A 12857-nucleotide genomic window follows, 5' to 3' on the forward strand; every position below is an offset into this window, starting at 1 on the left:
CTTTACATTATCAAGTGAATCCAGCATAATTACTTAGAACGCCTTACTCTTTTCTGCGCGAAAATAGGTCGAAGAGATACAAATGGATACAAGCATACTTCTGGTTGAAGATCTGGAAATTGTCCGTCAGGGGCTGCGTGCTCTGCTCTCTGCGCGGGAAGGATTCACCATTATCGGCGAAGCTGCGGACGGACTCGAGGCCGTGCGTATGACAGCCGAGAAAAAACCGGACGTTGTTCTGATGGACCTGCACCTGCCCCATATGGACGGGCCGGACGCCATCCGCCAGATAAAGAAAAGCTACCCCAACACCAAGATCATAGCGCTGACTGCGGACACCAAGGACCGCATGCTCTTCAAGTCGCTGAACGCGGGGGTGGACGGGTATGTTCTCAAGAAGGCCAACTGCGAGGATCTGGTAAAAGCCATAGAATCCGTGCTGCTCGGCAAGACCTATATCAGCCCCGACCTTTCAGGCCATCTGGTAGAACAGTATCGCAGGGAAGGGGCCATATCCCAGAAAAGCACGCTGGATACCCTGAGCACACGGGAGCAGCAGGTTCTCAAGCTCATTGCCGGCGGCATGGGCAACAAGGCCATTGCGGAAACGCTGTGCATCAGCCACAAGACCGTGGAAAAGCACAAGGCCAACCTCAAAAAGAAAATTGCCGTTTCCACCACAGCTTCGCTTGTATCCTTTGCCATGGACCACGGCCTGCTGGAAGAACTCTAGCCTTCTCCCCCTATCTCTGCAGACATCTGCACCACTCTGTCCATCAGCGACCGGCAGCGCTCCGTTTCCTGCGCGTTGCCCTTTTCCAGCGCATCCATCAGGCATCCCGCACATTCAGCAAGCAACCGCTGCCCGAACGACAGCGCTGCGCCCTTGAGCGAATGCGCCGCCCGTATGGCCTCTGCATGATCGGCAGTATCAAGATACTGCCCGCACTGCACCCACAGTTCGCAGACCGATTCCACAAGACGCGGAACCAGTGGCTGCAACAGCAAAGGCACCGGCTGGCCGAAGGGCGCATCGGGGCCTGCAGTTCCGGCCGCACCGTACAGAATGGCCGCTTCCGCCAGAATTCTTCTCATACCGCCCTGCTTCACGGGCCATGGTATACTGCGTGCACCAGAAAGCCTGTTCGATACATCACCGGCTATGCCAGCCGCAATTTCGGGAGGAATCTCGCCGTGCACCCAGAGCACATGGTCCGGCATACCCGCACCCGGATTCCATGAGGCGGCAAGCAAGGGGGAGAGCATAATCACTCCACCCCATCCACAGGGTCCGCCGGGTCTGCCGATTCCTCCGGTCACGCCGGCTTCACCGATTACAGCAGTCCCGCCGTACGCAGCGTTTTCATAACTGGCGGGAAGACCGGCAAACGCCTGAATATCACAACGTATGCCGAGTTCCTCAGCCGCAGCCTGAATCCACAGGGTCAGCAAGGCACGGTTGGTCTCCAGCGGGTCAGCCAGCACAACGGGCAGAGAAAGAGATACAGGCCGGGATTCCAGTTCGGGCATGTGTGCTCCAGTGAATGGACGGACAACTGGGGAACAGGGAAACAACGAAACAGGGCGGGCACCTTTCGGCACCCGCCCTGACATTGTATTATTTTTTGGATGTTCTGCAATCCTCGCATACACCATATAGGTACATTCGATGACTTGTGAGTGTAAACCCGTGCCGTTCGGCAAGCTCCTCCTGCAGTCTTTCGATCTCTTCGTCTATGACTTCAAGATTCCTGCCGCAGGCTTCGCAGATAAGATGGTCGTGGTGCTCACTCCCATACTTCTGCTCATACCGGGCCACACCGTCGCCGAAGTGCACTTCCTTCGCTATGCCGGAATCGCAGAGCAGCTTCATGGTCCGATATACGGTGGCCTGCCCTACGGAACCGTCGACAACCTTGACCCGTTCGTACAATTCTTCCGTGGTCAGGTGTCCGGCTTCCCGAAGAAAGACCTCTACAATGCGTAAACGCTGAGGGGTCACCTTCAGTCCGTTCTTGGCTATATACTCAGTAAAAACCTGTAACGCTTCCTTCATTGACGCTCTTCCCGTATGGAGTGAGATTGACGCGGCATGGTACCCCGCCTGCGCCAAAAGCGCAACAGGCCAGATACACTAGAGAAGATCGGCAAGCTGCCAACCCTTTTCCGCTGCAGCTTCCTTCACGCCTGCACCACCAAGAACGCATACCACGCCCTGAGCGGCCGCTTCGGAAAGAATAGCCCCGAATGCCCTGAAATCGTCAAGGGTTGTTCCGAGAATCTCTTCGCGCATCTGCTGGCGACGCTCTTCAGTATCACCCGTAAGGTAGCGGGTCATGGACGCAGCTCCCTTGGCATCGGGCAGCAGGTGGGCATCCAGCTCGCCTATGGCACCGACAATGGCCTTTTCAAGCTCATCGGTACTCAGATGCACGTTGCGCAGGTATTCTGCAGAAGCATCATACACATCCAGCGTTTTGAGCAGATTGGGGTCGCGGTAGGAAACCTGGGCAAGGGTGCCACCGGCACGGTCAAACGCCGCAAAGGCTCCGTATGCCCCGCCCTGCACGCGCACCTTGTCCCACAGCCAGCCCATGCGCAGATGCTTGAAAATCACATTGGCAGAGCCGTGATAGACATAGCCGAGATCATACAGGTTGGCCGCCTTGCCCACATAGTTGACCTGTGCGGGAATGGCGAACACTTCGTGCTGAGATGAAGGCGTGAACGACCACACGGCACCGGCCTGCTCACGCTCCGGCAGTGCTGCCAGAAACGCCTTGGCGTGGGGAGCAATGCGGTTCCAGCCTGCATCATCCACGGTAATATTCAGCAATGCCGAATTACGGCGGATCAGCATTTCGCGCGCGGCCTCAAGGTTCGAGAGAATGTCGGCCCACTGCGCATCAAAACCGGAAACAAGGCGACGCAGGAACTGCAGATAGGCTATGCCGTCCGTCAGCTCGCTCACACGGCCCGCCATGCCGAAGTGAGACCGCAGGCGGGAAATCACCACGGAGTGACCGGCCGGAACAAGCTGCTCTTCGGCACGGGCCTTTTCTTCCAGCAGAATGGAGCGGAAGCGCTCCCTGTCATCCAGCCGCCCTTCGAGCAGCACTTCGCTCATCAGGGAGAACAGGGATTCGGCATTCTCCGTAGTCGCCTTGGCATTCACCAGCAGCTTCACCACGGGCGAACGGTCCTGCAGCGAGGTGGTGATGAGCATGTCGCCTTCAATGCCGCCGGTTTTGGCCGCAATACGCATGCCCAGTTCCACAAAGTCTCTTCTGGCTGTTCCCATTTCGGTGAAGCAGCGCGCAAGCAGCGGCACATAGGGCAGCATGGCTTCATCCATGCCCTGCACGTCAAAGGTAAGGTCGGCGTAAACAATGCCGCCCGTGGGCAGATCGTGCGTCATGACGCGCACACCCGCCAGTTCGGAAAACTCTGCGGGAATGGGCTTGTTGACGAGAGGCAGGTCAGCTTTGGTCACCCGGGGAATGGTTGCCACGGCCTCGGGATCGTCCGGCGCCTCCTGCAGAGCCCGCAGCGTGTCAGCTGTGGCTTCAATCTCTTCAAGGGCACGCGCATCAAGCGCACCGCGCACACCGGCAAGGCGGTCTTCCTCTTCCTTCCTGCGTGCTTCCTGCAATGCCTCATCAGGCACGAGCAGCACCGTGCTCCTGTGGTTGTTGGTGAGGAAGGCGCAGGTGATCAGCTCTTCAAACACACGCTCACCGGCACCAAGCCTCTGCTTGAAGGCAGCAAGAGGAGCTTCGAAGGCCAGCAGAGCCAGCGGATCACCGTCATACAGCCACGTGGAGAGCGAGCGTACCATCACGGCCAGACCAACAGGGAAACGGCCGGTATTATTCTCGCGCAGGGAGAACTCAACGCTGTTCACGGCAGCTTCCACGCAGGCCTTATCTATGCCCTTTTCAGACAGTTCGCGCAGGGTATCAAAAATAAGCGCTTCAACCTTGGGGGCATCTTCAGGATCAATGCCCTTGAGACCGGTGGAGAAATACATCTGGCGCAGTTCCGATTCCAGACCCACACCGGAAAGATCTTCACCAAGACCTGATTCGATCAGTGCCTTGCGCAACGGCGAGGCAGGCATGCCTATCAGGATATGCTCCAGCATCTGGAAGGCAAAGTTCAACTCCACTTCCACGGTTTCCGGCAGCAGCCAGTTCACCGTGAACATGCCGCGCCTGTCCTCGTCATCCTGCGCGGGACCGGCGGCATAGCCCGTGACAATGGAACGCGGCGCATCAAATGCAGGCTGCAGCGGCACGGCGGAATCCACCTTGAGCGGACCGAACCGGTCGAGAAGCTTGCCCAGAATGGCAAGGCGTTCTTCTTCCGGATCATCGCCCCAGAAATAGAACCGGCCGTTGGACGGATGGTAGTACGTTTCGTGGAAGGTATGGAACTGCTCATACGTCAGGTCGGGTATGACGGAAGGATTGCCGCCGGAATCAAGCCCGTAGGTGATGTCGGGGAACAGCGACTGCTGCGACTGCTCGCCGAGCACGCTGTCGGGCGAGCTGTATACGCCCTTCATCTCGTTGAACACCACACCCTTGTAGCTCAGCTGCCTGTCTTCGCCATCCACTTCGTAGTGCCAGCCTTCCTGCTGGAAAATGGCCTCGGTGATGCGCGGGAAAAAGCAGGCATCCAGATAGACGTCCACAAGATTGTAGAAGTCCTGAAGATTGGTGGAGGCCACGGGGTAGCAGGTCTTGTCGGGATAGGTGAAGGCGTTCAGAAAGGTCTGCAGCGATCCCTTGAGCAGTTCGACAAACGGTTCCTTCACGGGATACTTTTCGGAACCGCACAGCACGGAGTGCTCCAGAATATGGGCCACGCCCGTGGAATCCTGCGGCGGAGTGCGGAACGACACCCCGAACACCTTGTTCTCGTCACTGTTGACCATGGAAAGGAGCTGAGCGCCAGTCACGGTGTGCCGCCACAGTCTTGCCACGGAAGAAAGCTCCGCTACCGGCTGTTCATCCACAAGCTCAAATCCGTACATCTTGGTCATGCATATCCTCCGGATAGCCAAAAAGAGTAAAGAAGCGGGGATACCGCAAAGCTCCCCGCATGATGTATTTGCAAAAGATTGTTCAGCCTACATAGTACACGGTATTGCCGTAGACAAGGGGCTGCACGGCAAAACCCCTTTCCCCGTGCAGGAAACGCCTGCCCGTTATCCGACAAGTCGTTCCAGCTCGGCGTACACTCTGAATACCTGCGGTTCCATTTCCGCATACAGGAGACGCACCTCCTGCAGGTCGCCATTGCGGGCGGCGTGTTCCATTTCACGGGCCACCAGCGCGGGGCCTTCCGAAATAATATCAAGCGCGGAACCGGCCAGCGAGTGGGCCACATCCGCCACCTCACCAAGCCAACCTTCTTCCGCCGCCACCTTGAGCGCTGAAAATTCCCGGGGCAGTGATTCCTTCACCAGAGCATACAGGCTGAACACATCGTCACGGTCCAGGCCGAACTCGGAAAAGATGAAGTCAAGTTCGCGCATGCGGCCATCCTTCTGCCGGGCAATCTCGGACTCGGAACGCGGTGCAACCTGACGCCCCTTGTGCTCCATGACATCGCGCACTGTCTGCAAAAGAGTCGTAATGCGCACCGGCTTGATCAGCAGGCCGTCTATTCCGGCCTTGATGAAGCGTTCCCTGTCGTCTTCTCCCTTGGCATCCGCAAGCGCAATGACCGGAATAGAGGCATCAACCCTGTCCGTCACCGAAGAACGGATGGCCTCTGTCACCTCCACGCCGTCCATATGCGGCATGGTCACATCCATGACCAGAACATCGTACACATTGTGCAGAAGCTCGGACAGCAGTTCACGGCTGTCAGCAACCAGTTGCACGGAATGCCCGCGCCGTTCAAGCATGGCCGCCAGTATCCTGCGATTAAGCAGACTGCTGTCGGCAACGAGAATATTCAAGGCCCGAAGGGGGCTGTCAGAAAGCGGCATTATCCTCTCCCCCCGTTTCATCATGTTTTTGGACGGATGATTCCGACGAATCCTGATGCATGACAACCACCCTGTTTCTCCCGCCTGCTTTGGCTGCATAAAGCGCCTTATCCGCCAGAGCATAAATGGCATCCGGCCATACGTTCCTGCCCTCGCGGGAAGACACGCCGAATGATGCGGTTATCTGGACGGTCTGTTCTCCAGCCAATTTGATGGGAGTTTGCTGTATGGTCAAACGCATACGCTCCGCCACAATCCGTCCGCCTTCCGCATCGGTATCCGGCAGCAGAACGGCGAATTCCTCTCCCCCGACACGCGCAACCATATCGGAATCACGCGCAACACTTTTCAGCATTCCGGCGAACTCCCGGAGCACAACATCTCCCATCTGGTGTCCGTACGTATCGTTGACACGCTTGAAGTGGTCTATATCCGCAATCACAAGGCAGATCGGCGTGCGCTGACGGACACTGCGAGCTATTTCCTGTCTGAAGCGGTGCTGAAAATAACGGGGATTACAAAGGCCGGTGAGGGAGTCGATATAGCTGAGTTCGGCAAAGCGCTGCTCGTGCCTGCCGACAATGTAGCCGAATACGGCGAAAACACAGATGGTACCCAGCCCCATGTATCCATAAAGCCAGAGCCAATAATACGGGGCAGCCGCATCCAGTTCAAGCAAAGCGGAAAGACAGAGCCAGCCAAACGGCGCACCGATGCCCAGCACACATCCCTGAAGCAGCCTTTTCAGACGCGTTCTCGAAATGCCGAAAAAATCCCTTAGAGTATCGATTCCGGCCATCAGAAAACGCATCGCTCCTCCATTCCGCAGGATTCATCAAGACACCTTAACGCATATAGGATCGCGCCACCTTGAACACATCATCATACTCCAGACGCATTGCTATGGCGATGCTCATCTCAGTGGACATGAGCATTTTCTTTTGCGTTTCGGCAAGAACCACAGACTTGTGCTCCTTAAGCCATTTTCTGACGAAGGGTGCGTCAAAACCGTCTATGACCATGGACAACCCTTCGCGGAAGTAGCGTGATGAAACATAGGAAAGAAGCGGTTGGCAGCCCGTCTTGCTTTCATGGCGGGACAACAGCACATAGAAAAGCAAGGTCACAATGAGTTTGTCGTCCTGCGACTTGTGCCCCACATCGAAAAAGCGCTCCTGCCCTGCCTGATGTTCCGGCACCAGCTTGAGCAGTTCCTGCGACAGCGCCTTGGCCTTGTCTTCGGTGATAGGGGGAACGGGAAACTGCGCAAGCAGTTTGGCAAGCGTTCTGTGCGGATTTTCGCCGGTTGCCACGTCCAGAATGGCAATACGCATGAGATTGAAACGGCGGGCATACTCGCTGAGCTGCGTTTCCATCTTGGCATGAGCCAGCAAGCGTACCCGTTCATCGGAGTACCCGCAAAATCCGATATCAAGCAGATGCCGGACAAAAGGTTCCGTCGTATAGCGGGCTTCTTCCTCCAGCGCTTTGAAATTGCGCTTACTGCCCACCAGCTTTTTCAATGAAAGCCAATAGGCCGCAACGCCCTCCAGAGGCAGCTCCAGAATATCAAAATCATTCTGCAATTCAGACATAGGCAGGCACCAACCCCCGAAAGACAATACGAGTCTTATCCTGTATTCTTAATAGAATACAGAACCACTGGCGCATTGGCAAGCCGGAGCTGGATTTACTACAGCGAAATAACCGAGTTATCCGCCATGGCGAACGGGCAGAATTCAAACCTGTCCGCATCGGCATCGTTGTACCATTGGCCCCCGCAGTGGTAGCGGAACCGGTAATCCTTACCTGCTTCCAATTCAACCAGAACTGTAAATGAACCATCCTTGCCCTTTTTCATAGGGCAGGCTTTTTCATCCCAACTGTTGAAATCGCCGACAACGAATACTTCGTCGCACCCGTTCACCTCGTCCTTCGCCAGCTGGAACTTAACCTTGCACACCGGACGGCTTTTCAGAAACTGCTTGTTCAAAGACATATTCTTCTCCTCGCGGACAGAGACTTTATAAATAGGTTAAGGCCACCATACACCAGCTCGGAATACGTTTCCATGCCGAACCCATTATTTTTCCATTTCGGAGAAAACTCTGTAAACGGGGATGGATAACACCCCGGAGAGAAGAAAAGAAGAGAAGAAAAGAAAACGACCTGATCTGCAAAAGAACAGGCCGGACAGGGGGATGGAGAAACACAAAATGCGCCGGAAGGCGCATCAGGATGACAGAAAACTCAAACAAAACCAAGCTACTGGAAAAAGACCAGAAAAGACCAGCCTACCACCGGCAAGCTGTTAGGCGGCACCGCACTTGCCGCCCGGCGAGACACTGGTCCCCGCTCTCGCGGAGGACCCGACAATGACTGATGGGGCTACTGATTCGCAGCCTTGAGCGTCTGTTCCAGCGACTGCAGAAACTCTTCGCTTCTGCCGGAACCATCCAGCCCACAAAGCCCCTTCACAGCCGTCATGAGCAGGTCAAGCTGCACGGTGACATCGAAAAGCCCGTTGTTGATACGGCACATTTCGCCATCCACCTGCAGCAGATATACGCGACGATCCTTGTTCACACCGTCACTGGTGACGATGGAATACACCTGCTGGTTCTGATCGGTCACATACAACCGTTGACGGGTCATTACGCCGGTCTCTTCATCATAGTATGAGCTCTCGGAGTACAATCTGCCCCTGAACGTAATGTCGGCCCCGACATCATTCAGCAGGGTTACTTCCTCCATCACGGCTTTAGCCTGTTCATTGCTCATACCCGTTCCTCCTGTACTTAGGTGGGTAGTGTTAGCTGCTCCGGCCCCTTGGGTTTCTTCGGCTTTTCCGGCACCGGTTCCGGTTCCGGCTCCGGCTCGATCATTTGCTCCGCCTTTTCAAACAGAGCGCCGCCGCCCATGGAACTCCAAAACGCTTCCAAATCGGCTCGTGAAACACGATACCCTCTTCCCAGCTTGGCAGCCCGCAGCGTCCCATCCTTGATGGCTCTGCGGATGGTCTCCTTGTGGCAGCTCAACAAATCGGCCGCCTCACCCAATGTGTACGTCTGTTTGGTCATTGTTGCGCAGTAACCCTTGTCAAATCAGCCTTGGCACGAGCAGCAACACAATGAGGATCACACGACTGGGGGATATGTCCTCTCAACTCACCAAGCTATGGTTATCAGATGCTACACAGAGCCATTACCACCTGAAATCAACTATTGTCAACAATGCGCCCATAAACCTTGTTTGCATGCAATAATCAACTATAATCAACACTGGGCAACACCTGACCACATTTCTATCACTTCAGAACTGTTCAGACCCTTCCAGACTCTGCCAACCACGGTCAGACCAAATCAGGACATATCACCGACATATCTGACACACTCAGGCCCACAAGCACCTCCCGAGTGCCATGACAACACGGAATGGCCCGCTGCATTGCACCACAGCGTATTGATGCTCATCTGCATATAGCCTGCTGCATCCATGTGCTTTTCTGATGCACCAAGCTTATTTGAGCTAGCAGAGCCCACAAAAAAAGCCCCGCCATCAAGGCGGGGCCACAACTCACATGACTGATCGGAAAAACAGAATCTACCTGCCCGGAGGCACCAGCCTGAACACCTGAACGCACCCCAGCAGGGAACCGTCCGCACTGCGCAACGGCGTGACCGTATTATAAAATTCCGGACCTTCAGGCACAAAACGAATCCAACCGCTATGCACCTTGCCGTCCGCCACAAAACGGGTAAAGGGGCAATCTCCTGAACAATGGGAGCCGGTACCCGCAAACGGAAACTTGTGCGGGTCTATTGCACCGTCTTCACTTCCCACATGCCGGAAAAAAGCCTTGTTGGCAGCCAGCACCGACCTGTCGCGCCCCATGATGACCACCATATCGGGGATGGCGTCTATTGTGCTTCGCAGCACCTGCAGCTCGGCAGCAGCGGCGTCTCCCAGTCCACGGGTCTGAACAAGTACGGAATGATAACGGCCTGTTCCCCCATGCATACCGCTTGTACATTGGACAAATTCCAGAGCATCCAGAAACGCTCCGTCCCGCCTGCGCAGGCGGACCGCATACGGCCTGGATTCGGAAGAACTGTGCATCCGCGAACAAATCATGCTTCTGTGATCTGCCGCTTCATACAGACTGTCGGCTTCGGTAACGGCCTCATGCATCTGGCGGGAAGATTCAAAGCCGAGCATACGGGCCAAGGCCGAGTTGCATTCCAGTATGCTCCCCTGCGAGTCAGCAACATACATACCCGCAGGAGAATCGTGAAAAAAACTCTTGTAGCGGGCAGCCTGCTCCCGCAGGCTGAGACTCATGGCCTGGTGGTGCTGCAGAATGCTCAGGTTTACGCGCAACTCGTCTGCACTGACCGGCTTCTTGATTAGCCCCAGGCCTCCGCTTTCCACCACCTGTTCCAGCAGGGCCTTGTCGGATGTGCCGGTGATGAACAGTATCGGTATGGCCAGCTCCCTCACGATAACACGAGCAGCCTCTACTCCCGACATCTCATCGCTGAGAAAAATGTCCATGAGCACCGCATCGGGCATCATGGATCTCGCGGCCTCGACAGCACTGGCACCGCTGCTCGAAACACCGCAAACAACGTGCCCTTCAGCCTCCAGCAGCACCTTGATCAGTGTTGCGCTCAGCTTATCATCTTCCGCAATGAGAATGCGCAGGGATTGCATATGCGTACCCCTTGGCGATCGGATTATGCCGCCGCCAGCTGCGCGAGATTCATGGGCAGACGCACTGTGAAGCGTGTTCCCGCAGTCTCGCTTGTCGTAAAAAACACATCACCTTTCAGGTAGTTGGTGGCGAGCAATTTTATGCTGTATGTTCCAAGCCCCCTGCCTACTCCCTTGGTGGAAAAAGATCGCTGAAAAATCGCCGAACGGGATTCTGCAGGTATGACCGAAGCGTTCCAGACATGGAAAAGAAGTTCCCTCTCTCCCACGGAATATCCGAGGCGGATTTCCCCGCCACGCGGTGTTGCTTCAAGGGCGTTCTTCACCAGATTGGCCAGCACCCGCTTGAGCAAGGTGGGGTCAGAGATGAAAGCCACGTCACAGAGAGATTCTTCAACGCTTATGCGCCTGCCCTCGCCCACCTCATGCGAGGCATAGAGTTCACAGACGGTCCGCAGCACCTCGCCCGGCCGCAGAGATTGCGGGTCCACACTGAGTTCTTCATTCTCTGCCGCCAGCAGAACGCGCTGGGCCATAATCTCATCCACAAGTTCACTGGAAAACTTGTGAAGCAGCAGCGTTTCGTCCTTGAGCTTGAGGGGGACTTCTTCAAGCACCATACGGGCAAGATTGCGCAATCCGCCAGCGGTATTGAGGATATCGTGAAAAAAGATGCGTTCGAGCGCTCTGCGGCGCTTTTCGTGACTCATGTCGGTGATGGCGAAAGTGACATACCGCTCCCCTTCCAGAAAAACAGGGCTGCCCACCACCTTGAGATCATAGGCATAGATGGCGTCACCCTTGCGCTGGGTGAGGCGGCATTCATCCTCAGTTCTTCCGTTGCCCAGAGCACACATGATGACCTTCACCGCGCCGCAGTTGCGGCAGAACTCGGAAGTGCCGCATCCGCCGGGGACGCAACCGGCATGTTCACAACTGAACAGCTCACCCGGACGCATGCCGATGATCTCACGCGCATCCTGCATATCGAGCAGATGCAGCAGATTCCTGTTGGCATAGACAATCTGCCTGTAGCTGTTGAGGATCATGATGAGGTCAGTCACTGAATCGAGTAGCGAGACAAGGGGATTGCCTTTGAACATGGACGCCTGCTTGAGCAGAACATCCGATTCGGCACGCTCGGCCGGAGCAAATCTGGTTGGCAGCACCGTTGTCATACACTTCTCCGTTCTCTATCGTTGGCGGGTAAGCGGGTTGCCCCGCCGTCTAAGGGTGACTCCTACCCTATTCGCGTTACAAATCCAAGCCATCGAATATGCCAAAAATGCAAAAGCCCGCCATTGCGGCGGGCCATTTCAACAAATACTCAGAACAGGACGCTACCCCATATACGGCGCAGCATGGTTTACCGGCCCTGCTCCCTTGCCGGGAGTATAGCTCTTTTCCAGACACAGATGCAGATATTGCTGTGCACGCACCACAGCTTCTTCCATGACGCATCCGTGTGCAAGCCATGTGGCAATGGCAGCTGACAGCGTGCAGCCGGTCCCGTGATTGTTCACGGTGTCCACCCTCGACTGAGGCAGCGCACGCGGGGCCTTGCCGGGTTCGCCCAGCCAGTCCACCAACGTGGAGCCGCCTTCGAAATGCCCGCCCTTGAGCAGAACAGCCTTCGGCCCCATATCCAGAATACGGCGGATGGCTTCTGCCACATCCTCTTCTGTATCAATTTTCATACCCGCAAGCATTTCGGCCTCGGGGCGGTTGGGCGTAAGCAGGTCCGCAATGGGCAGAATGCGCCGTTTCAGTGCTTCCACCGCATCGGGCTTGAGCAGGGCATGCCCGCTCTGGCTCACGGATACGGGGTCCACCACCAGCGGAAAATTCTTGGCTGCAAGGCAGTCTGCCACGGCTTCTATGATGGGAGCCGAAAACAGCATGCCGGTCTTGGCAGCCGCAACGGGAAACCCTTCCAGCACAGTGGAAAGCTGCAAGGCCACAAATTCGGGCTCCGGTGCATGTATGCCGGTAACGCCAAGCCCGTTCTGCGCTGTAAGGGCGGTGATGACACTCATGCCAAAGCCGCCGAGCACAGTCATTGCCTTAATGTCAGCCTGAATACCTGCTCCACCGCCGGAATCGGAACCTGCAATGGTCAGGACACAGGGCGGAGTTTTCATCT

Annotated in this window: 13 protein-coding genes; 1 reads left to right on the plus strand and 12 read right to left on the minus strand. The window is 56.0% G+C overall.

What is annotated here, in order from left to right; translation table 11 throughout:
* Nucleotides 1-82 precede the first annotated feature (82 nt).
* Entirely contained in the window at nt 83-733 is a 651-nt protein-coding gene (locus tag HUV30_RS01370; protein ID WP_174403603.1) for a response regulator, read from the plus strand.
* Here the strand turns inward: HUV30_RS01370 and HUV30_RS01375 are convergent.
* The 12 genes from HUV30_RS01375 to thiD form a co-directional block, all read right to left on the minus strand.
* A complete protein-coding gene (locus HUV30_RS01375; RefSeq protein ID WP_174403604.1) occupies nt 730-1530 on the minus strand; it encodes an Hpt domain-containing protein in 801 nt (266 codons plus the stop codon). The genes HUV30_RS01370 and HUV30_RS01375 overlap by 4 nt on opposite strands.
* Before the next feature lie 88 nt (nt 1531-1618).
* Nucleotides 1619-2056 (minus strand): Fur family transcriptional regulator, encoded by a 438-nt coding sequence (locus tag HUV30_RS01380; protein ID WP_174403605.1) that lies wholly within the window; start codon nt 2054-2056, stop codon nt 1619-1621.
* Between the two features lie 78 nt (nt 2057-2134).
* Nucleotides 2135-5047 carry an insulinase family protein gene (locus tag HUV30_RS01385; protein ID WP_174403606.1) on the minus strand — a complete coding sequence of 971 codons (2913 nt, stop codon included), beginning with the start codon at nt 5045-5047 and terminating at the stop codon, nt 2135-2137.
* A gap of 165 nt (nt 5048-5212) precedes the next feature.
* Complete coding sequence (locus tag HUV30_RS01390; RefSeq protein ID WP_174403607.1) at nt 5213-6001, minus strand: response regulator; 789 nt, start codon at nt 5999-6001, stop codon at nt 5213-5215.
* Complete coding sequence (locus tag HUV30_RS01395; protein WP_174403608.1) at nt 5988-6812, minus strand: GGDEF domain-containing protein; 825 nt, start codon at nt 6810-6812, stop codon at nt 5988-5990. The genes HUV30_RS01390 and HUV30_RS01395 overlap by 14 nt, the downstream gene beginning before the upstream one ends.
* A 34-nt stretch (nt 6813-6846) precedes the next feature.
* On the minus strand, nt 6847-7596 hold the full coding sequence (locus tag HUV30_RS01400) for a hypothetical protein (protein WP_174403609.1): 750 nt from the start codon (nt 7594-7596) through the stop codon (nt 6847-6849).
* Between the two features lie 98 nt (nt 7597-7694).
* Nucleotides 7695-8000: an isoamylase early set domain-containing protein gene (locus HUV30_RS01405; RefSeq protein ID WP_174403610.1), complete on the minus strand. Its 306-nt coding sequence runs from the start codon at nt 7998-8000 to the stop codon at nt 7695-7697.
* 389 nt (nt 8001-8389) lie between these two features.
* Complete coding sequence (locus HUV30_RS01410) at nt 8390-8782, minus strand: hypothetical protein (protein WP_174403611.1); 393 nt, start codon at nt 8780-8782, stop codon at nt 8390-8392.
* Between the two features lie 17 nt (nt 8783-8799).
* Entirely contained in the window at nt 8800-9081 is a 282-nt protein-coding gene (locus HUV30_RS01415; RefSeq protein ID WP_174403612.1) for a helix-turn-helix domain-containing protein, read from the minus strand.
* Between the two features lie 523 nt (nt 9082-9604).
* Entirely contained in the window at nt 9605-10714 is a 1110-nt protein-coding gene (locus tag HUV30_RS01425; RefSeq protein ID WP_174403614.1) for a response regulator, read from the minus strand.
* 23 nt (nt 10715-10737) lie between these two features.
* Nucleotides 10738-11892 (minus strand): ATP-binding protein, encoded by a 1155-nt coding sequence (locus HUV30_RS01430; protein WP_243452029.1) that lies wholly within the window; start codon nt 11890-11892, stop codon nt 10738-10740.
* Nucleotides 11893-12054: 162 nt separating this feature from the next.
* Entirely contained in the window at nt 12055-12855 is an 801-nt protein-coding gene (gene thiD / locus HUV30_RS01435) for a bifunctional hydroxymethylpyrimidine kinase/phosphomethylpyrimidine kinase (protein WP_174403938.1), read from the minus strand.
* Nucleotides 12856-12857: the final 2 nt, after the last annotated feature.

It is taken from the genome of Desulfovibrio subterraneus (assembly GCF_013340285.1).
Lineage (GTDB): Bacteria > Desulfobacterota > Desulfovibrionia > Desulfovibrionales > Desulfovibrionaceae > Halodesulfovibrio > Halodesulfovibrio subterraneus.

Bases quoted from the DNA above. Each gene is read 5' to 3' on its own strand.
- HUV30_RS01370 (WP_174403603.1), top strand. From the start codon at position 83: ATGGATACAAGCATACTTCTGGTTGAAGATCTGGAAATTGTCCGTCAG.
- HUV30_RS01375 (WP_174403604.1), bottom strand. From the start codon at position 1,530: ATGCCCGAACTGGAATCCCGGCCTGTATCTCTTTCTCTGCCCGTTGTG.
- HUV30_RS01380 (WP_174403605.1), bottom strand. From the start codon at position 2,056: ATGAAGGAAGCGTTACAGGTTTTTACTGAGTATATAGCCAAGAACGGA.
- HUV30_RS01385 (WP_174403606.1), bottom strand. From the start codon at position 5,047: ATGACCAAGATGTACGGATTTGAGCTTGTGGATGAACAGCCGGTAGCG.
- HUV30_RS01390 (WP_174403607.1), bottom strand. From the start codon at position 6,001: ATGCCGCTTTCTGACAGCCCCCTTCGGGCCTTGAATATTCTCGTTGCC.
- HUV30_RS01395 (WP_174403608.1), bottom strand. From the start codon at position 6,812: ATGCGTTTTCTGATGGCCGGAATCGATACTCTAAGGGATTTTTTCGGC.
- HUV30_RS01400 (WP_174403609.1), bottom strand. From the start codon at position 7,596: ATGTCTGAATTGCAGAATGATTTTGATATTCTGGAGCTGCCTCTGGAG.
- HUV30_RS01405 (WP_174403610.1), bottom strand. From the start codon at position 8,000: ATGTCTTTGAACAAGCAGTTTCTGAAAAGCCGTCCGGTGTGCAAGGTT.
- HUV30_RS01410 (WP_174403611.1), bottom strand. From the start codon at position 8,782: ATGAGCAATGAACAGGCTAAAGCCGTGATGGAGGAAGTAACCCTGCTG.
- HUV30_RS01415 (WP_174403612.1), bottom strand. From the start codon at position 9,081: ATGACCAAACAGACGTACACATTGGGTGAGGCGGCCGATTTGTTGAGC.
- HUV30_RS01425 (WP_174403614.1), bottom strand. From the start codon at position 10,714: ATGCAATCCCTGCGCATTCTCATTGCGGAAGATGATAAGCTGAGCGCA.
- HUV30_RS01430 (WP_243452029.1), bottom strand. From the start codon at position 11,892: ATGACAACGGTGCTGCCAACCAGATTTGCTCCGGCCGAGCGTGCCGAA.
- thiD (WP_174403938.1), bottom strand. From the start codon at position 12,855: ATGAAAACTCCGCCCTGTGTCCTGACCATTGCAGGTTCCGATTCCGGC.